Origin of the sequence: Nodosilinea nodulosa PCC 7104, from assembly GCF_000309385.1 — a bacterium.
GTDB lineage: Bacteria > Cyanobacteriota > Cyanobacteriia > Phormidesmidales > Phormidesmidaceae > Nodosilinea > Nodosilinea nodulosa.
This window is the reverse complement of sequence record NZ_JH976537.1, coordinates 5,788,580-5,813,868: the sequence shown is the minus strand read 5'-3', so window position 1 is coordinate 5,813,868 and position 25,289 is coordinate 5,788,580. Positions and strand designations below refer to the sequence as shown.

General features: G+C 55.8%; 25 protein-coding genes, 1 tRNA gene and 1 pseudogene. 17 read left to right on the top strand and 10 right to left on the bottom strand.

The features are described 5' to 3' along the window. The first annotated feature begins 181 nt into the window (after positions 1-181). The 4 genes from LEPTO7104_RS0126970 to LEPTO7104_RS0126955 all read left to right on the top strand — a co-directional run bounded on the left by LEPTO7104_RS0126970 (position 182) and on the right by LEPTO7104_RS0126955 (position 4,639). On the top strand, positions 182-859 hold the full coding sequence (locus LEPTO7104_RS0126970; RefSeq protein WP_017301703.1) for a DsbA family oxidoreductase: 678 nt from the start codon (positions 182-184) through the stop codon (positions 857-859). A 293-nt stretch (positions 860-1,152) separates the two neighbouring features. Beyond that, complete coding sequence (locus LEPTO7104_RS0126965; protein ID WP_017301702.1) at positions 1,153-2,157, top strand: NADP-dependent oxidoreductase; 1,005 nt, start codon at positions 1,153-1,155, stop codon at positions 2,155-2,157. Positions 2,158-2,404: 247 nt separating this feature from the next. Beyond that, entirely contained in the window at positions 2,405-3,526 is a 1,122-nt protein-coding gene (locus LEPTO7104_RS0126960; RefSeq protein WP_017301701.1) for an NAD(P)-dependent alcohol dehydrogenase, read from the top strand. A 105-nt stretch (positions 3,527-3,631) separates the two neighbouring features. Beyond that, positions 3,632-4,639, top strand: a complete 1,008-nt coding sequence (locus LEPTO7104_RS0126955; RefSeq protein ID WP_017301700.1) for a zinc-dependent alcohol dehydrogenase family protein — start codon at positions 3,632-3,634, stop codon at positions 4,637-4,639. Positions 4,640-5,078: 439 nt separating this feature from the next. On the opposite strand, the gene LEPTO7104_RS0126950 is transcribed toward LEPTO7104_RS0126955, so the two are convergent. Then, entirely contained in the window at positions 5,079-5,711 is a 633-nt protein-coding gene (locus tag LEPTO7104_RS0126950) for a MarC family protein (RefSeq protein ID WP_017301699.1), read from the bottom strand. Between the two features lie 284 nt (positions 5,712-5,995). Between LEPTO7104_RS0126950 and LEPTO7104_RS0126945 the strand changes: the two genes are divergently transcribed. Continuing rightward, positions 5,996-7,003 carry a hypothetical protein gene (locus LEPTO7104_RS0126945; RefSeq protein WP_017301698.1) on the top strand — a complete coding sequence of 336 codons (1,008 nt, stop codon included), beginning with the start codon at positions 5,996-5,998 and terminating at the stop codon, positions 7,001-7,003. Here the strand turns inward: LEPTO7104_RS0126945 and LEPTO7104_RS0126940 are convergent. The 3 genes from LEPTO7104_RS0126940 to shc all read right to left on the bottom strand — a co-directional run bounded on the left by LEPTO7104_RS0126940 (position 7,000) and on the right by shc (position 10,251). Then, positions 7,000-7,224 carry a hypothetical protein gene (locus LEPTO7104_RS0126940; protein ID WP_017301697.1) on the bottom strand — a complete coding sequence of 75 codons (225 nt, stop codon included), beginning with the start codon at positions 7,222-7,224 and terminating at the stop codon, positions 7,000-7,002. The genes LEPTO7104_RS0126945 and LEPTO7104_RS0126940 overlap by 4 nt on opposite strands. Positions 7,225-7,289: 65 nt before the next feature. Continuing rightward, positions 7,290-8,033, bottom strand: a complete 744-nt coding sequence (locus LEPTO7104_RS0126935; RefSeq protein ID WP_026073121.1) for an SDR family oxidoreductase — start codon at positions 8,031-8,033, stop codon at positions 7,290-7,292. 283 nt (positions 8,034-8,316) lie between these two features. After that, positions 8,317-10,251, bottom strand: a complete 1,935-nt coding sequence (shc, locus tag LEPTO7104_RS0126925) for a squalene--hopene cyclase (protein WP_017301695.1) — start codon at positions 10,249-10,251, stop codon at positions 8,317-8,319. A 177-nt stretch (positions 10,252-10,428) separates the two neighbouring features. On the opposite strand from shc, the gene LEPTO7104_RS0126920 reads away from it, so the two are divergent. The 8 genes and pseudogenes from LEPTO7104_RS0126920 to lepB all read left to right on the top strand — a co-directional run bounded on the left by LEPTO7104_RS0126920 (position 10,429) and on the right by lepB (position 17,004). Further along, the gene (locus LEPTO7104_RS0126920) at positions 10,429-11,685 is read left to right on the top strand and encodes a glycosyltransferase (RefSeq protein ID WP_026073120.1); all 1,257 of its coding nucleotides are present in this window, start codon (positions 10,429-10,431) and stop codon (positions 11,683-11,685) included. Positions 11,686-11,915: 230 nt separating this feature from the next. Next, positions 11,916-11,987 (top strand) — tRNA-Thr (locus LEPTO7104_RS0126915). A 152-nt stretch (positions 11,988-12,139) separates the two neighbouring features. Next, entirely contained in the window at positions 12,140-13,309 is a 1,170-nt protein-coding gene (locus LEPTO7104_RS0126910) for a site-specific integrase (protein ID WP_017301693.1), read from the top strand. An 84-nt stretch (positions 13,310-13,393) separates the two neighbouring features. Continuing rightward, positions 13,394-14,065 carry a hypothetical protein gene (locus tag LEPTO7104_RS0126905; protein WP_017301692.1) on the top strand — a complete coding sequence of 224 codons (672 nt, stop codon included), beginning with the start codon at positions 13,394-13,396 and terminating at the stop codon, positions 14,063-14,065. Positions 14,066-14,179: 114 nt separating this feature from the next. After that, positions 14,180-14,446 (top strand): hypothetical protein, encoded by a 267-nt coding sequence (locus LEPTO7104_RS0126900; RefSeq protein ID WP_017301691.1) that lies wholly within the window; start codon positions 14,180-14,182, stop codon positions 14,444-14,446. Between the two features lie 42 nt (positions 14,447-14,488). Then, positions 14,489-15,647 (top strand): annotated as a pseudogene (locus LEPTO7104_RS43785) (ISAs1 family transposase). Between the two features lie 255 nt (positions 15,648-15,902). Next, on the top strand, positions 15,903-16,478 hold the full coding sequence (locus LEPTO7104_RS0126885) for a hypothetical protein (RefSeq protein ID WP_017301690.1): 576 nt from the start codon (positions 15,903-15,905) through the stop codon (positions 16,476-16,478). Continuing rightward, positions 16,456-17,004, top strand: a complete 549-nt coding sequence (gene lepB, locus LEPTO7104_RS38710) for a signal peptidase I (protein WP_071527326.1) — start codon at positions 16,456-16,458, stop codon at positions 17,002-17,004. The genes LEPTO7104_RS0126885 and lepB overlap by 23 nt, the downstream gene beginning before the upstream one ends. Here the strand turns inward: lepB and LEPTO7104_RS35550 are convergent. The 4 genes from LEPTO7104_RS35550 to LEPTO7104_RS39505 form a co-directional block, all read right to left on the bottom strand. After that, positions 16,968-18,152 carry a sensor histidine kinase gene (locus LEPTO7104_RS35550; RefSeq protein ID WP_017301688.1) on the bottom strand — a complete coding sequence of 395 codons (1,185 nt, stop codon included), beginning with the start codon at positions 18,150-18,152 and terminating at the stop codon, positions 16,968-16,970. The genes lepB and LEPTO7104_RS35550 overlap by 37 nt on opposite strands. Beyond that, on the bottom strand, positions 18,139-18,855 hold the full coding sequence (locus LEPTO7104_RS0126870; RefSeq protein ID WP_017301687.1) for a response regulator transcription factor: 717 nt from the start codon (positions 18,853-18,855) through the stop codon (positions 18,139-18,141). The genes LEPTO7104_RS35550 and LEPTO7104_RS0126870 overlap by 14 nt, the downstream gene beginning before the upstream one ends. A 210-nt stretch (positions 18,856-19,065) precedes the next feature. Further along, positions 19,066-19,701 (bottom strand): hypothetical protein, encoded by a 636-nt coding sequence (locus LEPTO7104_RS40485; RefSeq protein ID WP_155523805.1) that lies wholly within the window; start codon positions 19,699-19,701, stop codon positions 19,066-19,068. Between the two features lie 43 nt (positions 19,702-19,744). Next, entirely contained in the window at positions 19,745-20,974 is a 1,230-nt protein-coding gene (locus LEPTO7104_RS39505) for an STAS-like domain-containing protein (protein WP_083887144.1), read from the bottom strand. Positions 20,975-21,135: 161 nt separating this feature from the next. On the opposite strand from LEPTO7104_RS39505, the gene LEPTO7104_RS35545 reads away from it, so the two are divergent. Continuing rightward, entirely contained in the window at positions 21,136-23,097 is a 1,962-nt protein-coding gene (locus LEPTO7104_RS35545) for a DUF87 domain-containing protein (protein ID WP_264308749.1), read from the top strand. On the opposite strand, the gene LEPTO7104_RS0126860 is transcribed toward LEPTO7104_RS35545, so the two are convergent. Continuing rightward, positions 23,065-23,607 (bottom strand): transposase, encoded by a 543-nt coding sequence (locus LEPTO7104_RS0126860; RefSeq protein WP_026073118.1) that lies wholly within the window; start codon positions 23,605-23,607, stop codon positions 23,065-23,067. The two genes, LEPTO7104_RS35545 and LEPTO7104_RS0126860, sit on opposite strands and share 33 nt — an antisense overlap. 2 nt (positions 23,608-23,609) lie before the next feature. Then, positions 23,610-23,918: a transposase gene (locus LEPTO7104_RS0126855; RefSeq protein ID WP_017301683.1), complete on the bottom strand. Its 309-nt coding sequence runs from the start codon at positions 23,916-23,918 to the stop codon at positions 23,610-23,612. Positions 23,919-24,010: 92 nt separating this feature from the next. On the opposite strand from LEPTO7104_RS0126855, the gene LEPTO7104_RS0126850 reads away from it, so the two are divergent. The 3 genes from LEPTO7104_RS0126850 to LEPTO7104_RS0126840 all read left to right on the top strand — a co-directional run bounded on the left by LEPTO7104_RS0126850 (position 24,011) and on the right by LEPTO7104_RS0126840 (position 25,174). Further along, positions 24,011-24,229: a hypothetical protein gene (locus tag LEPTO7104_RS0126850; protein ID WP_017301682.1), complete on the top strand. Its 219-nt coding sequence runs from the start codon at positions 24,011-24,013 to the stop codon at positions 24,227-24,229. Beyond that, positions 24,219-24,857 carry a hypothetical protein gene (locus LEPTO7104_RS0126845; protein WP_196358155.1) on the top strand — a complete coding sequence of 213 codons (639 nt, stop codon included), beginning with the start codon at positions 24,219-24,221 and terminating at the stop codon, positions 24,855-24,857. Before LEPTO7104_RS0126850 ends, LEPTO7104_RS0126845 begins: the two co-directional genes overlap by 11 nt. 68 nt (positions 24,858-24,925) lie before the next feature. Then, positions 24,926-25,174, top strand: a complete 249-nt coding sequence (locus tag LEPTO7104_RS0126840) for a hypothetical protein (RefSeq protein WP_017301680.1) — start codon at positions 24,926-24,928, stop codon at positions 25,172-25,174. Positions 25,175-25,289: the final 115 nt, after the last annotated feature.

The following is a 25,289-nucleotide window of genomic DNA, read 5'->3' as shown; positions in this document are numbered from 1 at the left end:
CACGCCAGCAAAATGGGCATTTGTATTGAGTAGTCGTCTGGCTCGGGGGAAAATCGACAGGGGAGCGATTTTTTAATGTCGGTTTTGCAGAGGCAAGCCGTTCCCGTCGCCCCGAAGACTATTCGCCCTCTCTGGGCACCCTCCTGCTCCTCGCCCCTGTCCCTTCTACCGCTAAAGCCCGATGGAACCTATTCGTATCTCCTACTTTTCCGACATTCTTTGCGTGTGGGCCTACATTGCTCAAATTCGGCTCGATGAACTGAAAGCCACCTTTCAAGACAAAATTGAAATTGATCTACACTTTGTCTCGGTATTTGGGAATGCCCGCGAAAAACTGGAGAAGAACTGGCGCGATCGCGGCGGCGTTCCAGGCTACAGCTCTCACATTCACGAGGTCGGCAAAAAATTCGACCACGTCACCATTCATCCCGATATTTGGGCCGACGTGAGGCCGCCCTCTTCCCTATCCTGCCATTTGTTTCTCCATGCCATTCGCCTGCTGGAAATCAAAGGCCTTGTCCCAACGTCAGAGAAGATTTTTGAGCAGGCTGCCTGGGCCTTTCGGGAGGCCTTTTTTGCCCGGGTGATGAATGTCTCTGACCGCAACGTGCAGTGTGCCATTGCCAAAGATCTGGGGCTGCCGATCGCCGCCATTCAGGAGCAGATCGACAGTGGCGAGGCCTACGCTCAACTCTCCAAGGATTTTGACCTGGTTAAGGAGCATACGGTATCTGTCAGCCCCACGCTGATTTTTAATGAAGGGCGGCAACGGCTGAACGGCAATGTGGGCTACCGGGTGATCGAAGCCAATATTCGAGAACTGCTGCACAATCCCCCCGGCGAACAATCCTGGTGCTAAATCAAACCCCGCCGCTGCCAGCGGGGTCAGCGGAGGCCAGAACAACTTGGCAAGGCAGGGTTGCCCGCGATCGGGCGGGGTGAACACCGCGATCGGTGAATTCTGCGGTCTGCGGGCCTTGGGACCGCCCATAGAGATCGCCGTTTCGCCCACTCAGATCGCGCTGTCGCCTGAGTTCAGCACAATCTGAGCCGCAGGGGATTAAACCGGGCGAGGGAGAAGCAATTGTTTAGACTGAAGCCATTCGAGTTTCAAATTGCTCAGCAATTCAGCCCCCTTAGCTAAAAAAACCTATGGCCTCTATCACCAGTCGCGAAATCAGGTTGGTTTCCCGACCCCAGGGAATGCCCACCGCAGCTAACTTTGCCCTGGCCCAAACGGAGGTAGGGCCGCCGCTAGAGGGGCAGGTTTTGGTGCGCAATCTCTACATGTCGGTCGATCCCTACATGCGCGGCCGCATGAACGAGGGAAAATCCTACGTTTCGCCCTTCCAGCTGGGTCAGCCCCTGGAGGGCGGGGCGGTGGGAGAGGTGATCGAGTCGCGCACCCCGGCCTTCAGCCCAGGGGATATTGTCACCTCTAGTTTGGGTTGGCGAGAGTATTTTACGGCTGGTCCTGAGGCTCTGCATTTGGTCAGGGGTGAGATTCAGCCCCTCTCGGTTTACCTCGGCACCATGGGCATGACTGGCATGACGGCCTGGGCCGGGCTAACGATGGTCGAGGTTAAGGCAGGCGACATCGTATTTATTTCGGGGGCGGCTGGGGCCGTGGGCAGCGTGGCTGGGCAGTTGGCAAAGCTGCGGGGCTGTCGGGTAATTGGAGCGGCTGGGTCAGCGGAGAAAATCAGGTTTTTGAAGGAAGACTGCGGCTTTGACGAAGCCTTTAACTACAAAACCCAGTCCGCCGTTGAATCGCTAAATCAGGCCGCCCCGGAGGGCATTGATGTCTATTTCGACAATGTTGGCGGCGAAATGCTGGAAGCGGCCCTGGCAACGCTGCGGGTACATGGTCGAATTATCGCCTGTGGCAGCATTTCCGACTACAACACTACCTCTCCCCAGCCCGGCCCCACCAATCTTTTCAACATGATTACCAAGCGGCTGACGATGAAAGAGCTAATTGTCAGCGATTGGCTAGATCGGCAGGCTGAATTTAAGCAGGAGGTGGGAGACTATTTTCGCGCTGGGCGGCTGAAGCACGAGGAAACCGTGGTAACCGGCATTGACCAGGCCGTAGGCGCATTTCTGGGTCTGTTTGAGGGCAGAAACATCGGCAAGATGGTGGTGAAGCTGGCCTGACGCCTTTCCCCCGGCGCTCTGTCATATCGCTGTAGCCAGTCTGGCAAGGCATGTTTTCTATGAGCGTTCCAACGTTTGAACGTTCGTTCAAACGTTGGGCTATATCCCCCCTTGGGTAGTGTCGCCAACGCTGTCTTTGGCGTTGAATTTACTACGGCTAAGGATTAAAGGCTTTGCCGACACAGCCGTCTGAAATTTTGGCTACTGACTCTTGGTTACCGACTCGACGACCCAAAGGACATAGAGCATGAAAGTATTTGGTTTTGGCTTGCACAGCGCTGATGGATTGCTAGGCCCGGTTACGTTTGAGCGCAAGGGCCTCAACGCCGGGGAAGTGGCAATTAAAATTACCCACTGCGGCGTCTGCCACTCCGATCTGCACCAGGCCCGCAACGACTGGGGCAACACCATTTATCCCTGCGTGCCGGGGCATGAAATTATCGGGGTGGTCTCTGCGGTGGGTGACGGGGTGACCCAGTTTAAGGAGGGCGATCGCGTCGGGGTGGGCTGCATGGTCAACAGCTGCCAGGTCTGCGACTCCTGTAGGGCCGGGGAGGAAAACTATTGTTCTGGCCCCAAGGGCCTCACGTTTACCTACAACGGCTCCTCGGCCTCGAACGACAACAACACCTACGGCGGCTATACGACCGACATTATTGTCCGCCAGGAGTTTGTGCTGCGGGTGCCCGATGCGCTGGACCCTGCGATCGCGGGGCCGATCCTCTGCGCGGGGATTACGGTCTACGCGCCGATGAAGCACTGGAAGCTGCAACCGGGGCAGCGGCTCGGCGTGGTCGGCATTGGCGGGCTGGGCCACATGGCCGTGCAGATTGGCAAAGCCCTCGGGGCCGAGGTGGTGGCGTTCACGCGCAGCGCCGCCAACAAAGACGACATTTTAAAGTTGGGCGCTGATCAGGTCGTCATTTCCACCGACGAGGCCCAGATGCAGGCGGCGGCCCAAAGCCTCGATATGATGATCAACACCATTCCGGTGGCCCACGACATTGCTCCCTACATTGCCCTGATGAAGCCCAACTCGGCGCTGATCGTGGTCGGCAATATGATCAGTTTTCCGGAGTTTTCCCCTGGCCCGCTGGTGTTTAACCGGATCACCCTGGCGGGGTCGCTGATTGGCGGCATCGCCGATACCCAGGAAGTGCTCGATCTCTGCGCCAAACACAACATCGCGCCCAAGATCAAGATGGTCGGCATCGACGAGATCAACGATGTGTTTGACAACCTGGCCAGCGCTAGCAGCAGCGATTTTCGCTACGTTATTGATATGGAGACCCTGCGGAACCACGATGCCATTGGGAGTGACCAGGTGGCGACGATTCCCAACCCCGATCGCGGGGCAGTTGTGGGCTGACCCGCGATCGAGTTGGGTGGGCAGGGTCCACCCAACCGTCTGGGGGTTGCGGCAGGTTTACAGCCGCCCCGCCTGGGGTTCGTCTCCCCCGGACGTGAATGGAGTATGGGGACCATGCCAAAAATTGTTCGGTTTTATGAGTATGGCGGCGCGGAGGTGCTCCAGATCCACGAGGAAGCGCTCCGCGCCCCCGGCCCCGGCGAGGTGAGGCTGGCCGTAGAGGCCTTTGGCCTGAACCGCTCGGAGGTGAGCTTTCGGGAGGGGAAGTACCTGGAGCAGCCCGACCAGCTGCCCTCGACCCTGGGCTATGAAGCCTCTGGCGTTGTAGATGCCGTCGGGGCGGGGGTGACGGAGGTCAGCGTGGGCGATCGCGTCAGCACCATTCCAGCCTTTTCGATGAAACAGTACGGGGTGTACGGGGAGAGCGCGATCGTTCCGGCGACGGCGGTGGCCGCCTACCCCAATGGTCTCTCAGCCCAGCAGGGCACCGCCATTTGGATGTCGTACCTGACGGCCTACGGGGCGCTGGTCGAGTACGGCCAGATCAAGGCCGGAGATGTGGTGGTGATTACGGCGGCGAGCAGCAGCGTGGGCTACTCGGCGATTCAGATTGTCAAAGCCGCCGGGGCCGTGGCGATCGCCACCACCCGAGGCCGGGCCAAACGGCAAACCCTGCTCGACCACGGTGCCGACTACGTGATTGTCACCGAGGAAGAAGACCTGGCCGACCGCGTGATGGCGATCAGCGGCGGTCGCGGGGCTAACCTCATTTTTGACGCGGTGGCAGGCCCGCTGCTAAAGACTCTGGCCAAGGCCGCCGCCCCCGGCGCCACAATTTTTGTGTACGGAGCGCTTGGCCCCGAGGGGGGAACTCCTTTTCCGCTGTTTGCGGCCCTCAAAAAAGGACTCAGGGTGCAGGGCTACACGCTGTTTGAAATTACGAGCAACCCGGTCAAGCTGGCCCCCGCCAAACGATATGTTTACGACGGGCTGGCCGCTGGCAGGCTGGCGCCCGTCATCGATCGCGTCTTTACCCTCGATCAGATCGTGGCGGCCCATCGGTACATGGAATCCAACCAGCAAAACGGCAAAATCGTCGTCACGGTTCCCTAATCCTCAATGGCGGAAGTTTAGGGACTATTGCCAAAAGCTAAGGGGGCAGGGGAGCTAGGGAGCCAAGCGCGCCAAAATGGTGGAGATATTTCAGTCTTCAGGTCTAGTAGACGGCCAGGCCAAAGATGGTAGGTAAGGCAGGATATACGGTTCACGGTATACGGTTTAAAGTAAGCCGTGAACCGTATACCGTGGACCGTATACCCAGGCCATTGCCCCGTGCCACAATTAACTTGGTCAAGCCCTAGGGCCTGGTTGGTCAAATTGTTTCGGGCTGACGGCGGCGACAACTAAATGGCATATCACCGTCATCCCTTTGACCCATGGGCCGCCTAATTTAAAGATGATCACTCCTCACACAGATGATCACTCCTCACACTCACCCGTCAGGAAGCGTGCGCGCTTCCTGATTTTTTGTATAGCGACCCAGGCCTGCATTCTAGGGCAGCACCGGCTTCAGCAGCGCCAAAACGCCATCGGCCATGAGCTGAACCGCGATCGCCAGAATTAAAAACCCCAGGATGCGGTTGAGCGCCCCTAGCCCCGTGGTCCCCATGCGCTCAATCAGCGATTCTCCTAGCACCAGGCACAGGTACAGCACTATCCCCAGCGCCACAATGCCCAGCAGGCAGCCGGTGTACTCGCTCCAGCCGCTGGCCCGGGTCGCCTGCCCAATCACCACCCCGATCGCCCCAGGGCCGCTGATCATGGGAATCGCCATGGGCGTAAAGGAAATATCGTCTTTGTCCACGGCTTCGCTCTGCTCCGCTGGGGTAATGCGCCCGTGGGAGGTCACCATTTGCCAGGCCGTGTGGGCCACAATCAGGCCCCCGGCAATCTGCAGAACGCCCAGCGACAGGCCAAAAAAGCTCAGAATGAGCCTGCCCCCCAGCAAAAATACCCCCAGCACCACGACCACGTTGACGGCAATCTTCTGGGCCTGGCGCAGGCGAAAGCGAGGCGTATCTGTCGCTGTTAAACCATAGAAAATGGGCAGTGCCCCAATCGGGTTGGCAATGGGAAACAGCGCGGCCAGGGTGCCCAGGGCAAAGGAAATCAGCGGATTGGTCATACTCAGCAAACGTTAAAGAACGGTGGCCCCTCTCTCGCGGCCCCTCTTTTATTAGCACGATTGCCTCGGCGGCACGGCGGCGGCACGGCCTGGCGGATTCTCCAGCCTCCGAAGGTGGGGCAGGGGCGATCGCCCGCAGACCTGGGGATGGTCGGGGGGGATGATTGGTGGTTTAGAGTGCTCAGCGGGGAATTGACCGATCAAGTTGTAGTTAAACTAACCCTGTCTACGGCGATCTATGGTTTTCTACTTAAGAGACCCATTTGCTATAGGAGACACCCCAAATGACCTCTGTCCGGTTTTCTCTCAAAGGTCTGTTAGCTCTGCTCAGCGCCGCCGTTTGGGCAAGTCCTCTGGCTCTAGCCCCTGCGATCGCCCAGGGTAGTTCCTCCAGCGCTCCCTACTGCTTTGTGGTCAGAGATCGGCTCAGCGTGTTCTCCCATCCGGTCGCCAACGCCGCTACGGGCGATTACTTCAACCCCAATGACATTGCCTACGCCACCACCAACCCGCCTACGACGGTGGTGTCCGAGGGGCGATCGTTCGTTGAGGTGGCCATCTACGGCGGCAAGCGCGGCTGGCTGCCCCGCACCTCCACCATCGACGGGGTGCCGCTGATTGTTGATCTATCCCGCGACCAGTGCACCAACCCGGGGCCGGGGGCAGCTGGGGCTGGGAGCACTGGCGGCAGTTCCTCCGACAGGCCCTACTGCTTTGTGGTCAAAGACCGGCTCAGCGTGTTCTCCCGCCCGGCGGCCAATGCCGCTACGAACGATTACTTCGTTCCCAATGACATTGCCTACGCCACCACCAACCCGCCCACGACGGTGGTGTCCGGGGGGCGATCGTTCGTTGAGGTGGCCATCTACGGCGGCAAGCGCGGCTGGCTGCCCCGCACCTCCACCATCGACGGGGTGCCGCTGATTGTCGATCTATCCCGCGACCAGTGCACCAACCCGGGGCCGGGGGCGGCTGGGGCTGGGAGCACTGGCGGCAGTTCCTCCGGCAGGCCCTACTGCTTTGTGGTCAAAGATCGGCTCAGCGTGTTCTCCCGCCCGGCGGCCAACGCCGCTACGGACGATTACTTCAATCCCAATGACATTGCCTACGCCACCACCAACCCGCCCACGACGGTGGTATCCGGGGGGCGATCGTTCGTTGAGGTGGCCATCTACAGGGGCAAGCGCGGCTGGCTGCCCCGCACCTCCACCATCGACGGAGTGCCGCTGATTGTCGATCTGTCCCCCGACCAGTGCACCAACCCGGGGCCGGGGGCGGCTGGCAGACGCTAGCCTGCCTGGATGAATTTGAGAAATCCGTAGGCTTCCTCCAGGGACAGCCGAAACTGGTGGCCCTGGTAGTCGACGATGTAGGTGCCCAAGACCTCACCGCAGGCGGTGCAGGTCACCGCGTTGGACTGGAGGGTGTCGACGCTGAGCTGCAAGACCTGAGCCTTTAACCAGGCTTGCCAGGCCTCTGCCAGGGCCGAGTCGGGAATGGTTGCCGAAATCATGGGGACATTATCTCCGGTAAATGACCTGAATGGGGTGGCCCCCGCCGCCTGGGCCTACCACTTGCTCACCAGTCCAGGGGCTGGCGATCGCGAAAGAAGCCGCCCGTGGGGCCATCGGCGGGCAGCGTCGCCGCCCAGACAATTCCGGCGGCGCCGTCGGCCACCGGGCGACCGCCCGTGCCGCCCATGTCGGTGGCCACCCAGCCCGGGCAAACCGCATTGACCAGAATGCCGCTGCCCTTCAGGTCGGCGGCCAGCAGCCGGGTCAGGGCATTTAGGGCCGCTTTTGAGAGGCTGTAGGCGGGGGTGCCCGCCCCCATGCTGCTGAAGGCTCCGGCCCCGCTGGAGACATTGACGATTCGCCCCCGCTGGCTGCGCTTGAGCAGCGGCAAAACCGCCTGAACCATGCGCCAGGGGCCGAGGGTATTGGTGGCGATCGCCTCCTGCACCACCGCCAGATCGGCATTGCTCGGCGTCTGCCAGGTGTCGTAGAGAATGCCGGCGTTGTTGATCAAAATGTCGAGGTGGCCAAACCGCTGCTCAAGCTGCTGGGCCAGCTCCGCTATGCTGTCTGGGTCGGTGACATCGAGGGCCATGGGCACAACCGCAAGCCCCGCCTGCCCTAGGGGGGCCGCCGCCGCCTCTCCTTTGGACCGGTCGCGGCTGCCCAAAATTACCGTCATCCCCGCGATCGCTAGCTGGCGAGTTATCTCCAGCCCAATGCCCCGATTGGCTCCGGTCACCAGGGCGACGGTGGCTGGTGGGGCGCTGTCTGAGGCGGCGCTGTCTGGGGCGGTTTGTGCGTTCATGTAGCCTGCCGGTTGCCGATCATCGCCAGTCTCGATCAGGGTGGCGCAGGGCGCCCTCAATCCGTCCGTGCACGATCGCCCCAGAGCCGCCACTGCGCCAGTGTCACCCTCCGTCGCCATCGGCACGACCTATGCCTAATCAGACCTATGGTACGGGAAAAACCCCTAAACCACACGGGCCGCTGGCCCAGGCTTTTCAAGGGCAACTGGCCAGGGCCTATCCTGACCTTGAGGTCAGGATTTGAGGCCGCTTAGCTGGCGGCACCTGTGCTTGGGGTTGACTCTACCCCACAGAGGCCCGGTAGCGCCCCAGGGCCATCAGCGGAAAATTTTGCCGATAGAGGTGGTAGCGAATGTAGAAATGCTGGGGAAATCCGGTGCCGGTGAACTCCGCTTCATCCCAGGTGCCGTCGGCCTGCTGGGTGTCAATGAGGTACCGCACCCCGGCCTCTAGCCGCCCCCGATCGACCGGAACCCCAATTTTGGCGGCGGCCAGCAGCCCAATCAAGGCCCAGGCGGTTTGGGAGGCGGTGCTCGGCCCCTGGCCCTTCAGGCTGGGGTCTTTGTAGCTCTCGCAGGTTTCGCCCCAGCCGCCGTCGGCATTTTGGCACCCGGCCAGCCAGGCCGCGCCCCGCTGAATGGCCGAGCGGCCCTGGGCTGGGGCCACCAGGGCCAGGGCCGACAGCACTCCGCTGGTGCCATAGATGTAGTTCACCCCCCAGCGGCCAAACCAGCTGCCGTCGGCCTCCTGTTCTTGGAGCAGATACTGAATGCCGCGAGCCAGGCGCTGGTCGGTGAGTTCTCCCCTGGCGAAAGACGCCGTTGGGGCGGCCAGCTGCCCGGCCATCTCCAGTACCCGAGCGGTGACGTCGGCGGTGTTGGGGTCAATCATGGCCTTCAGGTCGCCGTAGGGGATGGCGTTGAGCCAGTCCTGGTCGTTGTTGTAGTCAAAGGCGGCCCAGCCGCCGGGGCGGCACTGCATGGTAGCGACCCAGTCCACGGCGCGGTTGATGGCGGCCTGCTTTTGCAGCTCGTTGGGCAGTGTGACCGCGCTCAGGGCCATGGCAACGACGGCGGTGTCGTCCACATCGGGGTAGAAGCGATTGTCGTACTCAAAGGCCCAGGCCCCGGGCTTACCCCGGCGGTTTTTCACGGCCCAGTCGCCGTAGTCGAGAATTTGCTTGCCCAGCAGCCATTCGCCGCCGCGCACAAGGCAGGGACTGTCGGGGGCCAGGCCCGAGTCCACCAGGGCGCGCATCACCAGGGCGGTGTCCCACACGGGGGAAACGCAGGCCTGCACCCGGTACTCGTCGTCGGTTTCGATCGCAAAGTTGTCGATCGCCTGGAGCCCCCGCACCACGATCGGGTCTTTGACGTCGTAACCCAGGCAGCGCAGGGCCAGCAGCGAGTTGAGCATAGCCGGGATGATGCCGCCCCAGTCGCCGCTGGCCTCCTGGCGTTCCAGCACCCAGCGCTCGGCGGCCTCAATACCCGCCTCGCGGAAGGGCACCAGGTTGAGGCTTTCGGCCAGCTTAAAGGCCTGGTCGAGGTAGACAAAGCCGTCGCTCCAGTCGTTGTTTTTGGGCAGCTCAAACCGGGCGTTTTCGATACCCTCGGCGTAGAGTTCGTCCAGCCGAACGGCTGGCTCAATGGCAAAGACGGGCTTGCGATCGAACACGATCAGCAGTGGCACCGTGCTGCCCCGCGCCCAGCTCGACATTTCGTAGATAGAAATGGGGAAAGGCGGCTGCAAAAACATTACCCAGGGGGGAATCGACGGCAGGCCGCGCCACTGGTAGCAGCCAATCAGGGCCAGGTGCAGCTTGGTAAAGATGCGGGTTTGGGTAATACCGCCCCGCGCCAGAATAAACGCCCTGGCCTGGAGCAGCGCCGGATCCTCCGGCGGTACGCCCAAAACCCGCAGAGCCGCGTAGGCTTCAACGGTGGTGCTCAGCTCGCCGCCGTCGCCGTAGTAGAGTTCCCAGCCGCCGTGGGGTCGCTGCTGCGATCGCAGGTAGCGCTCCGCCTTGGCCATGAGCCTGGCCCCATCGGTGCCCCAAATCTTGTGCAGCAGCACAATTTCGGCAGTAATAGTGACATTCGACTCCAGCTCCGCCACCCAGTGGCCATCGGACTGCTGAATCGAGAGCAGGTACTGCTGACTGCTGGCGATCGCCTGACTCAGCCGATCCACCGCCACCTGATCCTGTATCGCCATCGTGACTGGTCTCCTCCTCAACGGCACCCAAAGCTGACCACATTCGTTTCCTCTGGGGTCTGTTAAGGAGAATAGTGCAAAATCAGCCGCGATCGAGCACAGGATGAGTCCAGATAGCCCTTCAGATCGGCTATGGTTTGGGGCGTAGCCGAGGGTGATTCGCAGGGGGCAAAGGGCATGGTAAGCGGCGCAATTGGGCTGGGTCTGGTGACGCTATCACTCGCTATTTGGGTGGTTTTGGTGGGGTTCTGGGGCCGATTTTGGTGGGCCGACCAGCGGCTCGATGCTGCTGCCCCAGCCCTGGCCCCTGCTGTGGATCAGGGAAAAAACTCTCCGTCAGTCTGGGCAATTATTCCGGCCAGAAACGAGGCCGATGTCTTGCCCCAAACCCTGGGGTCGCTGCTCAGGCAAGACTATCCGGGAGTGTATGCCATTGTCTTGGTGGATGACCAGAGCACCGACGGCACCGCCACGGTGGCCCGACAGGTGGCCCAGCAGGCAAACCAGACCGAGCGGCTCACGGTCATTGCTGGGGAACCCCTAGCCCCGGGCTGGACCGGCAAACTCTGGGCCATGGATCAGGGGGCGCGCTACGCCCAGGGACAGCCCCATCCCCCAGACTACCTGCTGTTTAGCGATGCCGACATTGAGCACAGCCCCAGCAACCTGCGCCAGCTCGTCGCCAAAGCCGAGGCCGAAGCCCTAGACCTCACCTCCCTGATGGTGCTTCTGCGCTGCGAAAGCCACTGGGAAAAACTGCTGATTCCCGCCTTTGTCTTTTTCTTTCAGCTGCTCTACCCCTTCCCCTGGGTCAATGACCCCGCCCGCAGCACCGCCGCCGCCGCCGGGGGCTGCATTCTGCTTCGCCGTCAGGCCCTGGAGCGGATTGGGGGGCTGACCATTTTGCGCAATGCCCTGATCGACGACTGCTCACTGGCGGCGGCGGTGAAGCGATCGCAGCCGCCAAAAGCAACCCTCCCCTCCCCATCCCAGGAGGAGAAAGCAGCGTCCCCCCATCCCCCCATCTGGCTTGGCCTCACCACCACCACCCACAGCCTGCGCCCCTACCCCACCCTGGGCAGCATTTGGGATATGGTGGCCCGTACCGCCTATACCCAACTGCACTATTCGCCCTGGCTGCTGATTGGCACCGTTCTGGGGATGGGGCTGGTCTACCTGGTGCCGCCGATCGAGCTGATTTGGGGAATCGCTACGGAACAGGGATTGGTTGCAATTCTCGCGGGACTGACTTGGCTGCTAATGGCGCTGGCCTACGGCCCTACCCTGCGGCTGTACCGCTGTTCGCCGCTGCTGGGGTTTGCCCTGCCGCTGATTGGGCTGCTCTATACCTTGATGACCCTGGACTCGGCCTGGCGACACTGGCGCGGCCAAGGGGGAGCCTGGAAAGGGCGGGTTTATCCTACTGAGATCTGAAGAGCTGCCCTAGCAAAAACTGGGGCAGCGCACTGGTGTGTAGCTACTACCAAGGGTGGGTCGCCCTTATCCCAGACAGGGCACCGGCCAGGGCATAGGAGCGATAGGGGCGGCCATAGGTCCTGGCATAGGAGTCATCTCCTACGCCCTAAGGGCAGGTATTTCCTGCCATGGAGTGCTAGTTCTTGCGATCGCCTCCGCTGCTATACTAGGTGACTGTAAATGAGCTTGCCGATGTGGCTCAGTGGTAGAGCACTCGATTCGTAATCGAGCGGTCGCGGGTTCAAATCCCGCCATCGGCTTTCAGTGAAACAACCCTCTAGCAAGGGTTTCAGGGGGCAAGGTGGTACATTGCCAGCCTCTCCGGACGCTATACTGGGTGTAACCCAGCCTTTGGATTGGGCCTTTTTCGTCCACTTTGGGTGTAAATTGGGTGTAAAAGAAGGTAGTACATATGACCGCCTCAAAAGTACTGAACCCCCCGTCTGATAAGGCTTCTAAGGGGACTGTCCAGGTGATTACCTCCAACGACCGTCTCCAACTGCGGTTTCGCTTTGGCAGTAAGCGCCATTACCTGTCCATAGGCCTACCAGATACCCGCACCAACCGTATCGTGGCGGAGCAGCGGGCTAAGCAGATCGAGCTAGACATCATCTCTGGCAACTTTGATGAAACCTTAGACAAGTACAGATCTCCCTCCGCCCGAAAAGCGTTCGAAGAAAAGGCGATCAAGACGCCACCTGAGGTTCCTACCCTACCTGCCCTCTGGGAAAGTTATTGTGACGTACGGCAGCCAGTAGTCGCACCCGGCACCTGGCGCAACGGCTACAAGGTCAATACCAGCCACCTTAACCGCTGTCCCTATAAAAAGCTGGACGAGGCTCAGCAAATCTTTGATTGGGCGACAGCTAGCCTCAGACCCGATCCGGCAAAACGCTTTGTGCAGGCGTTAGGAGCCTGTTGTAAGTGGGCCGTGCGATCGCACCTCATCAGCCATAATCCATTTGATGGCATGGCCGGTGAAGTCAAGCTGACCCAAAAAAACGATGAGGATGCCGACATCGATCCGTTTTCTCGCCAAGAGCGGCAAGCGATCATCAATGCATTTGAGACAAATCGTTATTATCGACACTATACCAATTTGGTGAAATTTTTGTTTTACACGGGATGTCGCCCGTCTGAAGCTATTGCCTTGCAGTGGAAACATATTTCAGAAACCCAAATCCTGTTTGAACAAGTCATTGTTCAGTCAGAAAGTGGATTGGTTTTGGTGGAAGGATTAAAGAGTCAAAGTCGCCGTAAATTTCCTGTCAACACCCAGTTATCGCAGTTGCTTAATGCAATGAAGGGAGATGAAGTACGGTTTGATGACTTTCTTTTCTCTGGACCTAAAGGGAAATATGTCGATTTTCATAATTTCCGAAATCGAGGCTGGCATAAGGTATTGACCAAGCTAGGAATTCGCTACCGGAAACCCTATCAAACCCGGCATACCTTCATTACTCACTGCCTTGAAGAAGGAGTGAGTATTCCACAAGTTGCCAAGTGGGTAGGAAATACGCCTGAAGTCATCATGAAACACTATGCCGGTATTCTAGCTAAAATTCAGGTACCTGAGGTTTAGAGCTATGTTTGATGTCTAATCACATCTCTATGGCAACGTACTGAGGTGACGATGGTCTGGCGAACAAATTGGGGTAATCGTACCTTGGAAGGTGCAGAAGCTGACTTCTATTTGATCGCAACTCAGATAGCTATTGAGCGGCTTGAAGCACTTCAGGAACTTTGTGAGGAATTTGACTGGGGAACAGGCAATCGGCTATTTGACACAGCAAGCTTTGAGAAGAAAGTTTCTATCATCCATTTTCGCTTGTCGGCGTTATTGAGGTCTGATGTTCCACCTCCTCAGTTAACCCATGTTTTAGAAGCCGCCGCTTATTTCCCTTTTGCTTCTCTGAAACTAGCGATTGAAGACGAAATATTACTCTCCCAGGAAGGGTTTTTCGAGGGCAGAAAAAAGCCCTATGAGTTTTACTACCGTCAAATACTTTGGCAGGCCTTTTTGAATTTGGTTAAGGCTGAGCTTAAGTCAGTTCCTGAAAAGGATTTTGAAGCAGAAGAAGACATCGATATCCCTGAATTCAATGAATTCTCTCAAGATTTAGAACAATGGGAAACTATTATTGAGAGCTTGCTGGAGCGTGTCTTCTGGGATCGAGACTGGATGATTTCGACTAAGTTCCCTCAATTTCTCGATGGTATTGAGGCTGAGTTTACGGCTGCAACGGGTATTGATGAGGACTACATGACCAACCGGCTTCCCGCAGGTATTCAAGTAGATGTCAATCTTGCCCTGTCACAAATCAAAAACTGGCCGTGAATCAAAGCAGACATGTAGAAGTCGTCATAATTTTGCCTTCTCTTGTCCACATCTCAGCCTTATTCCCTGCCTAGACTCAGACTCATCATCTGAGATGAGGAGGCTAGCAGGGCCATGACTCATGAACAGGGATTAGAGGACTTGCTTGCGAGTCCGGTATTTTTGCAAGGTCTTTCGCCAAAGGAGGCTGAGATTTTCCAGGCAATGTGCGGGGAGCTGAGTGGCTTGGCCACCCAAATCGCTGGTTCCATTACGGCTCAATCTTCTTCAGGGGCACCTGTGGATCTGATGGTGCTTTTCCAGAACATCTCCGCCGCTGTGGAGGATGAGACGGGGAAAGTATCCCTGTGGCAGGGCCATTTCATTCTCAAGGAAGGCTGAGGATGCTAGAGTTTCAGGCTGATCACCTTTTCGCTAAGGCTTATGCATCTTCCCTCGCAATCCTCTGCCGTTGGCTCGAAACCTAGCCTTGAGGCACGGCCTGAGAGAATTGAGATTCTCGAAGCCTTCGCGGACCTGCCGGATGTGCGTAAGGCATCTGGGAAGCGGCATCACATGGCCCTGTGCCTAGCACTTTTTACCCTGGCAGTGACGGCAGGCAATCGAGGATTTTTGTCCATTGGCGACTGGCTCAGGTGCTACCAGCACGATTTGATTGACCTCTTCGACCCGCCCAAAGGTCGTCTGCCCTCCTACAGTACAATTCGCCGAGTGCTACTGAAGCTGGACTATGGGGAGTATTCAGCGGCCTTAGCGCGGTTCTTTGGCATTGAAGCGTTACCGGGTGAAACCTTAGCGGTAGATGGCAAAGTCTTACGCGGGTCGTATCAACTAGAGCGTGACAATCCTGACTCTCCCCCGCATCCCGCCATTCTGCTGGTCAGTGCCTATCTAGTGGAGCGTGGGTTGATTCTGGAACCCTATCAGGTCAACCATAAAACCAACGAAATCAAAGCCTTGCCGGAATTCATCGAGCAACTGGCGCTCAAGGGGGTGGTGATTGCCTTTGATGCGGTTAGCACCCAAAAAAACCTGTCAACTCATCCTTGACACCAACAATCATTACTTGGGTGCCCTCAAAGGCAATCAAAGTAGCTTGCACAAAAGCGTTCAGGCCAACTTTATCGCTGAAGCCAGCTATACCGAGCTTAGTAAAGGGCATGGGCGACTGGAGAAGCGGGTCGTTAGCCTTTGCACAACCCTCGATACTATCAAGCCCTGGCCAGGTCTGAAGACACTGGTGCGCGTCGAGAGTGAGCGCCAATTCAACTACGGCGGACAGCCCCGCCGAGAAACCGAGACTCGCTATTATATCGCGTCGTTTTTAGAATCAGCGGAATCCTTTGCTCAGCGCATTCGGGGCTATTGGGGCGTCGAAAACAAAGTGCACCACGTTCGGGATGTGACCCAAGGCGAAGATGCTTCGCGCATCCGCATGCATCAGTTGCCGCAAATCTTTGCCGTCGCGCGTAACTTCGCGCTCAATCTCTATCGCTCCAACGAGTTCTCCAATATGGCTCAGGCTGAACGACTCTGCAAATTTGGCCTAGATACCCTCAAGACCATTTTTAGAATGAAATAGCCCTGATCCCTGTGGGAACAGTTCGAGGAGAAGATTCAGGGAGCACAAGTCACGTTGGCTGAAATTGGCCAACATCCGGTTTCCCTTGAGGAACTGGAAAGAGCAAAACATCAAGTTGGAGAATTGCTGCGACTGATTGACCAAATGGGTCAGCCAGACACAGGGGTCGCTGAAGAGCATCCGTCTTCCTTCTGGAATAGGCTCTCGGGCCGGATTAAGGCAGTTCTCTTCTACAACCTGTTTTAGGGAGGAGCAATGAAACTGCTTCGGAAGCGCCTGACCCCGCTCTTTTACGGATTGGCACTGTGCTTGCCTTTGGGGCTCAAGCTGGGGGTTCCTGTGATAATCGTTCAAGGGGAGCGGCTGGGCCTGTTCGCCGATAGGTCAGATGTCGATCCTCCCGGCTCCGACTATACGGTTGATGAGGTTCACGGCTTTTTGTTAACAGCCCACCAACCGGGTCAATCGCCGGTTCAATTTCGACTCGCCGGACTGGCTGAGTCTGACGAGCGTTGGCAACGTGAAGCGACCGGGATTCTCTCGATGTTGCTGGAGGCTTCGCGAAATCAAGTCAAGGTCACATTACTCGATTCTGATCCAGCAGCGGCACTGCCGATCGCGCTCGTGCAACTCCCTACGGGCACCTATATCCAAGACATTGTGCTATCAGATGGCGTGGCTAAACTCGACTCAGCCACGCTTGGACAGATGCCGAGAGCAGCCGCAGCAGCCCTTCAACAGGCCCAAGCCTTTGCTCAAGGGCAGCACAAAAATATCTGGGCGAAAACAACCCTATCCAGTGGGCATCATGATTCAGACCCATACGTTTAACGTTTCCTCTAGCTGGCTGACGGCAACTCGAACTCTGGGTGTTGGCGTTTTGCTGGCGCTGGGGCTCCGAACGTTTGTGGCGGAGACCCGCTTTATCCCTTCTGATTCCATGGTGCCGACGTTATCGGTGGGAGATCATCTAATTGTTGAAAAACTGAGCTACCACGTTCATCCCCCCCAGCGAGGCGATGTGGTGGTCTTCAAAGCGCCTCCGGCACTGCTGGAACAAAACCTCCGCGATGACCTGATCAAGCGCATTATCGGCTTGCCAGGGGATGTGGTCGAGGTCAAGGCTGGGAAAGTCTTTGTCAATGGTAAAGTCCTCGAAGAATCCTATCTGGAAGCTCCACCCAACTATGGGATTGGGCCAATCCGGGTGCCGGAGGGTCAGTATTTCGTGCTGGGGGACAACCGGAACCACAGCTATGACTCCCACTACTGGGGTTTTGTCCCTGCTGAGGACAGCATCGGTCATGCGCTCTGGTGTTACTACCCGCTGACGCACTGGGGCAAGGTGGCGTCTTGAGGCCGTTCTGGGGTTGAGATCGGGAGCCAGAACCGGAATGTAGTGCCATTACCCAATTCGCTTGCGACCTCGATGTGACCTCCCTGTAATTCCACCAGACGTTGGGTGATGGCCAAGCCGATGCCACTGCTGCCCGCCTTAACGTTGCGGGATCTGTCGCCCCGCCAAAATCGTTCAAATACCCGAGGCAGGTTTTCAGGGGCAATGCCCTCCCCGGTATCAGTCACAGCTACCCAGAATGCATTGGCCTGAGTCCAAAGGTGAACGGTGACGGTGCCTGATGCGGCATGAGCGATCGCGTTACCAACTAGGTTGATCAGGATTTGCTTGAAGCGATCGCGGTCGGCGAAGATCTCGGAATCTTCGTCTGAACCAACCATCTGAAGTTGACAGTTAGCCAATACTGCCTGCTCACGGAACATTTGGAGAACGTCACGCAGCACCGGCACCGGCTGAAAACTCTCCAGGTAAAGGGGAAGATGTCCGGCCTCGACTTTGGAGAGTTCCAGCATGTCGGCTATCAGATGCTCCAAGCGCTCCATCTCGGTCAGCATTGGCTGGGTGATCTCAGGCGAAACGGCCAGCCCATCTTCAAACATCTCGACGTAGCCGTAGATAACGGTCATGGGCGTGCGGAGTTCATGAGCTAAATCTGCCATCAGCTCCTGTCGGCGTTCTTCAACGCCATGTAGGCTAGCGATCAGGCTGTTGATGCTGAGACTTAAGCGATGGATTTCTGGGATAGAGCTGGACGGAACCCGTGTCGCCAAGTCTCCAGCCGCCGCTTGGCGAACGGCCCATTCAATTTTCCCGAGGGGGCAGACGATGAGCTGGCCTACGGTACAGCCCCACGCCGTTAGACTGAGGACGGTAATCGCCACCGAAAACAGAGTTCCTTGATTGTTGACCCGGTGAAATCGAGTGAGAATATCCTGGTTTGAGAAGGCCTCCCGTTCCCGAATGCCCTTCTCTAAATCAATGCCTTGTTGAAGGTGGTAAACCTCGCGGGTGAAGGCGAAGGATTTGTAGAAGTGAGAAATCGCTGTAATTAGGCCCACACTGAGCGCCCCGACCAGAATGTGGGAGAGTAGTAGCCGCATCCGCAGGTTCAGCGATGGCCTGCGGACGCCAGGCTTACTGTGGGTCATGGCTGTCATTGAAGCTGTAGCCCACCCCAGACACAGTGCGGATGAACTGAGACCGCTTGGTATCCAAGCTGAGCTTTTTGCGGATCCGCTTGATGTAGGAATCGACGGTGCGCTCGTCACCGAGGTAATCGATGCCCCACACCTGATCGAGCAGTTGAGTGCGGCTCCAGACCCGCCCCGTGCTTTTGGCGAGCGTTACCAGCAAATCAAATTCCACAGCGCTCAAGGTGACCGACTGGGGTTGCTCGGGTTCCCACCTGACCCAGACCTCGCGCTTGGCGGTGTCAATGAGGAAGTGAGGCGTCTCGATGGGATCGCATTCAGATTCCTGCTGCCGCATTTCGCGACGCAGCAAGGCGCGGATGCGTACCAGCAGTTCACGGGGACTAAACGGCTTGGCCAGGTAATCATCGACGCCGGTTGAAAAACCGATAATTCGGTCCATTTCATCAGCTTTTGCGGTCAGCATCAAAATATAGGGATCTTTCGCTGCTTTAGACTGGCGAATGCGGGTACAGACTTCTAAACCATCCATTCCCGGCATTCGTAAATCAAGCAAAATGACATCGGGCTGATAGGTTTGAAACGCTGACAGTCCTTGGAGACCATCGTGGGTGACGTGGCAGATATAACCATCAGATTCTACGCACGTCCGAATCATTGAAGCCACATTGACTTCATCCTCAATGACGAGAATTTGCATTGGTATTGAAGGTTGGTGTGAAGAGCAGTATTGAAGCGTAGCGAAGCGAGACCAGATTTAGGCGCTGCCGCTGAGGCGATGAGATGGCATAGCACAGGAGCTCTCTGGGGCGATGACCATCGCTCAGGGCATAGCGTCTAATTGTGATCCTGACGTATTTCTCTGATTCCACAAATGACCTGAGATTACATTCTCCCAAACAATTGCATTTCAAGGAACAAGCGCATTGGACGAATTACGAATAATATCTATTGCTTCTTTAATAACAGTTTTGCCATTCCACTGATTTGAAACCAGAAATCTTCCTACTGTCAAACCGCGCAATTGTGTTGGCGCTAGATAGAAAGGATCTTCCTTAACTAATTTCTTGAAGCTATCCCAAGCATTATCACTGTGATGAGCAATTCCGTTTCTAATACGCTTTAGCTTCTGGATATCATCATGCCTGGGCAGTTTTCTGGGATAACGATGTCCATTTGAAAGGAAATCTTCTGCTCTTTTATAAACCTGATCGTAGTTCCATTCGACCCAACTCTTAGGAGCATCAGGATGATTCAATAGCTTTTCAGCATAGCGAAAAGGAGCGCCTTTAACCCTAAATTTTCTTATATCCTTTCGCAAAAATCCATGAGTATCAGTTGCCAAATCTATAACCAGTATGTCTCTCAAGAACTCTTCCCAATGCGTCCACGCACTAAGAAATAGCCCTTCCATAATCTTGTGAGAGTCAGCAAAAGACATAGCTTTTCCCCGACCTGTTACCAAAGCAGTTTTCTCAATAATAGTTGATATATGATCAAGAGTTTTAAATAGAGCATCTTTTTCATCGTTAACACTTCTTGCCATTGCTACTCCGTGTAGATGCTCCTCACTCTAAATAATAAGACATTTACTTCGGCTTATAAATTTCTCCCATCCTTTGAGAAACAGATCTGTCCACAATAGAACGAACAAAATCATTCATATTTAAAAGCCTGAACGCTTGCATGAAGGATGTGATACCATAATGAGCCATAAGTTTTCCAACTAACTCGTCTGCGAAAGAGGATGATACAGTTGAAATATCACTAAAATCTATTGCTATCACAGCTTTAGATTCTTTTGATAGATTAATTAATTCTGTTCTTAACATCGAGCCTGATTGTCGCGTTCCTGTTCCAGTGGCTTGATCTGATAACTTATATATTATGTTTTCATTTTCATCTTCAAGAGCTTCAATTCTTGTGTTGACTAGATCTATTCCTCCAAGATAATCTTGCCGTAATATTGGATGTTCAATATCTAATTGAAAATCAATCACAGTGCAATCATTCTCTCTGGAAAGATATGGAACTCTGTCTGAAGTTCTTATATCGTTGCCTTGAAGTCCATAATAACCACTTCCAGAGGTTATGCTTAACATGCCGGAATTTGATCGAACAATATCATGAAGTCCCCAAAGCCCATTACCTTGGCCATTATTTGGATCACGAGTTACTCCTTCTTTAATGGCTAGAGTTATCGCATCAACACAATTTCTGGGTGAATAATGTGTCGGCTTTAGAGAATTAAAAATTCCGATTCCAGTATCGTATACACAAAACGCTATATGCTTTGAAGTCGTATGAATTTGACCCATTACATATCCACTCTCTACTCTTGAGTGTTGTAAAACGTTATCCATAACCTCATACAAAGACCATTCCAAGGCTTCAATAACACCTTCCTCGCACTCTGCGGCTCTAGAAATTTCTTGGATGTATTTTTTGTGTAATGGAAATATTTGCTCTGTAGATGAAAATTTCCAGACCGTATTCATTACAGATATTTGATTATTTAAGTTTTCATTAGTAATTATTAAGGGCTTGTTGAAGCTAGTGCTGTTTAGAAAATCGGACACACCTGTAAAATCAAAGGTTAAACCAATTTTTTCGACATAATAATCTAGCAAGCCAGAAATAGGAGTGCATGCATTTGGAAAAGCAGTTAATACTTTTGAAAAGTCCAAGTTGAACTCTTGATATCCTCTTTTAGACCCTTCATATACTTGACGAATAAAGTCGCCAACTACATATGGATGGCTCATATCTTTAAATATTATTGTATTTTCATGCCTGTCTACTTGATATTGGTATTCCATAATATTGCTTACGATTCTCTAAAATACTGCTCATTTTAGCCTTTAATCAAATTTAGCAGTGCAAAGATGATGCTCGACAATATGAAGAATTTCTCCAGGGAGCCTTTACCGAAGGCTATCTTCGCTGGGAGCAGCTGCTGAATATCAAGATGGGGTTGGATGTGACGCCGCTGACCGCTGATGGACTGTGGGGTAATCTCTGGTCGCGCTTCAATCTCTCTACGGCTCCATCCGTGCCCCAGCATTTGGTGCTGAACGACCAGGGGCTTTCTGAAGTGATTACGACCAATAGCCATCCCGCGACGATTTTGGTGGAAGGGGAGCAGGGGCACTCGTCGGTGCCGAAGGGCGATCGCCGCTGGCTCAAAATCAAGAACCAGTACATTGGAGCGCTGTCGTTTACCGCTAAGCCGGGCGGGTTCGTCAGTACCCGCCAGCAGCTGCGCTACCTGTGGGAAGTACTTTGCCGCTCCCATGTGGTGGATACCGAAATCGTCTGCCAGATCACGGCGGCCAACTCTCTGATGGTGAAGACCGACATGCAGCGGATCCTCAAGCAGAGTAATGTGACGGCTCAGAATGCGGCGCAAAAGCTCAGCATTGATGTCGGTGCTCACATCAAGACCAAGCGATCCGTGGAGGCTCAGGAAAAGCTCTATGAAGGGGCAGTGCCGGTGCGTATTGGCATTGTTTTCCTGGTGCATCGCCGATCGCTACCGGAACTCGATGAAGCTTGCTCGGCCCTCTCGGACTGCTTCCAGCTCCCGGCCAAAGTGATTCGAGAAACAGAAATCACCTGGCAGCTCTGGCTCCAGACCCTGCCGATCGCCTGGGACAAACTGCTGGGTAGTCCTTTTAAGCGGCAGCTCACCTACCTGACCCATGAAGCGCCAGGCCTAATTCCTCTGACCCAAACTCGCCCCGGCAGTCCCAGCGGCTTTGAGCTGATTGCCGATGAGGGAGGCTCTCCGGTGCGGATTGATTTTGTCAGTGAGCACCGCAATCTGGCGGTCTTTGGTACGACCCGGTCGGGTAAGTCGGTGTTGGTGAGTGGGATGCTGACCCAGTTCTTGGCGGAGGGCTACCCGATTGTCTGTTTGGACTATCCCAAACCCGATGGCACTTCGACCTTCTCGGACTATGCCGGATTTCTGAAGCCCCGAGCGGCTTACTTCGATATTGGCCGGGAGAGCAACAACCTGCTGGAGCAGCCTGACCTGAGACATCTGTCTGCTGAACAGCAGCGGGAGCGCTTTGAGGACTACAAATCGTTCTTGGAAAGTGCGCTGGTGACGATGGTGCTGCCCTCGGCCCAGGAGGATCCGCTGCTGGAGCAGACAGTGAGGTCGCTCGTCGGACGCGCATTGACTAACTTCTTCAAGGACGAAGACATCCAGCAGCGCTATGCCGCTGCCCTGGAGGGGGGCTTTGGCTCTGCCGCCTGGCAGCAAACGCCGACGCTGCGAGACTTGCTGAGCTTTTGCACGCCTGAAAAGTTGGAGCTAGAAGAGGTGGGCGTCGGGCTGATTCGCAATGCTCAATCTCAGATTCAGCTCCAGCTGGAATATTGGCTGGATTCGCGGGTGGGGAAGGCGATTGGGCGGCCCAGTTCGTTTCCCACCAATGCCCAACTGCTGGTGTTTGCCCTGAGGAACCTCTCCAATGAAAATGAAGCGGCGATTTTGTCCCTAAGTGCCTATTCCGCCGCGCTCAGGCGGGCGTTGGAATCGCCCAAGTCCATCTTCTTTATTGATGAGTCGCCGATTCTCTTCGCCTACCCTACCATCTCCAGACTGATTGGGCGGCTCTGCGCCAACGGTGCTAAAGCCGGGATTCGAGTGTTTCTCTCGGGGCAAGACCCGGATACCATCATGAACTCCGTGGCGGGGCAGCAGATTATGCAGAACATGAATACCCGGCTGATCGGGCAGATTCAGCCGCTGGCGATTGAATCGTTTGTGCGGCTGCTGCATTATGAGCGCACGATCATTGCCCGCAACGCCACAGAGAGCTTTTTTCCGAAGCGATCCGAACTGTACTCCAACTGGCTGCTAGATAGTGACGGGCTCTATAGAACCCATTTGAGATCTCTACGTAGCGGTTGCAAGCCGCTTGAGCATTAGCCGAACGAAGCATAGATTCAGCTGGGTGGTGGCATTGGCCAAGGTTCTCTCAAAGTTCTTGACCAAGCTCTTGCAGCGTTCCATCCAAGCATTGGAACGCTCCACAACCCAGCGGGCTACCACGGGCACAAATCCCGTCTGACCTGCCGCCGTTTTTTCTGCTTTGGACGGCTTCGGCGACCGCTCGAACTTAATCTTTCGCATAATCTGCGGATAGACCGTTTCGAGGGCCTGTCGCAACGCGTCCGGATGATAGCCGTGGTCTACCAGGATCGTTATTTTGGGGATATTGACGGGCTTTGAGCGAAAGTAGTCGATATTTTGCGTCAGCAATTGAATCAACCCAGCGTCATCGGACAGGTTCGCCGGGGTGCAGAGGGTAAAAAAGGGAAATCCAAGGGTATCGACGGCTAGATGGCGCTTGATGCCATTCGTCGCTTTGTAGAAGCAGAAGCCTTTGGCGTCCACACTGGCGTTACAGGTATTTTTGACGGCTTGGGAGTCAATGATAATTAATCTGGTCCATTTGGGCTTTTTTTTACCTGGGTGCGCACCTGCTCATGCAAAACCGTCGTCAGTTTCTCAATCGTGCCCGCCTCTCGCCACTGCTTGTAGTGCCAGTAAACGGTTGAATAAGGAGGCAGATCTTTGGGCAAGTCTTCCCAATTGCAGCCGTTCTTAAGGCGATAGAGTATCCCATCAATCAGGGCTCGATAGCTCCAACTCAGGGGACGAGTCTTGTGTTTCGGGGGCAAGACCTCAGGCAACAGAGGCTCAAGGATGTCCCATTCCGCATCGGTCAGACTACTCGAATAGGCCATGGTTACTGGTATAGACGTCACCTCAATTTTCGCCTAATCGCTAAAAGATCTCAAATGGGCTCTATACCTACTGCCGCTACTATCCGAGTCCGGTGCAGTTGGCGACGGTGGCGAATAACCCGGATGAGCAAGCGGCGCGATCCAGGGTGCTGGCTCAGTATGGTGGTAACTCGCTGCTGGGTATCGCCAAGTTTGCGGAGCAATATGTGGCGGCGATTCGCGGTGGCTCTAGCTTAGAGGCGATCGGTCAATCTGAAATGTCTTTATCTACCACGGCTCAACCCCAGGAGGGTTTGCACCATGTCTACTGATGTACTTCGTTCCCCAACTCGCCGGACGTGGAAGCGATTCTCTTTCAGAGAGGCTTCGCCAACGCTGCTAACCCTCGCCTTATCCCTAGGCAGTGCTGGAATCCTGATGGCTCCGGCCCAGGCGTTCGATATCTTGCAGCCCTTCAAAAGCATTGTGGATCAGTACGTCCAGATTTTTGAGGGCTATTACACCCACACGGTGAATGATGTTTTGGGCAGCGTGCTGGGCGATGTGTTGGGCGGCAACACCGGAGAGTTGGGTATCCCCGACCCGCCGGGAGACTGGCAGGAGGTGGGCCAGGTGATTGGAGGTGCTGGTACGGGGGATGTGGCGGGGCAGGCCTCGGGGGAGTCGCAGCGGCTGGATAATTTCAACGCCAACCCGGTGGTCTTGCAGCAGTCGTTGGCCAATGCCACCGATCGCGAAAGTGCTCGCAGTATGGCGACTTCGGTATTGGGAACGGAGGGGCAAACGGCGATGAAGCAGGAGATGGATGCCGCAGAGCAGGCGTTGAGTGCCATTACTGATAAGTCTCAGGAAGCCCAGTCGTTGGATGTGACGCAAGACGTGATGAAAAATTTGACGGATATGGTGGGCCATCAGAGTCAGCTGGAGTCGGGCAGCTAGGGAGCATCCCACTTTCGCGAAAACAGTGTCAGGGGGAGAATAGAGGGGTAGCTCAGGGACGACTCACCATGACCCCCGAAGACCAAAAGCGATTGGAAGCTTGTACAGCAGAGATTGCCGAGATTTTGTACCGCAATAGCAACCGAGACAGGCTCGATAGTCTGGAAAGCATTGAGCAAACCGTGCGACAGCAGATGCTGGAGGAGGTCAGCCCTCGAGTCGCCGTTTTTTTGTCAACCAGCAAGCCTACCCGGCCCGAGGCCGGGTTCGCCGACTGGCGGCCCTCAAAGATTCACCGATTAAGGTGGGAACTGTGACAATCTGCGGCACCGTCAATGGCGATGACCCCAAGTACAGCAGCGATGCGATCGCCGCAGAATACTGGAAGCTCCATACTGCTGAACATGCTGACTATGAAGTGGTCTACTAGGG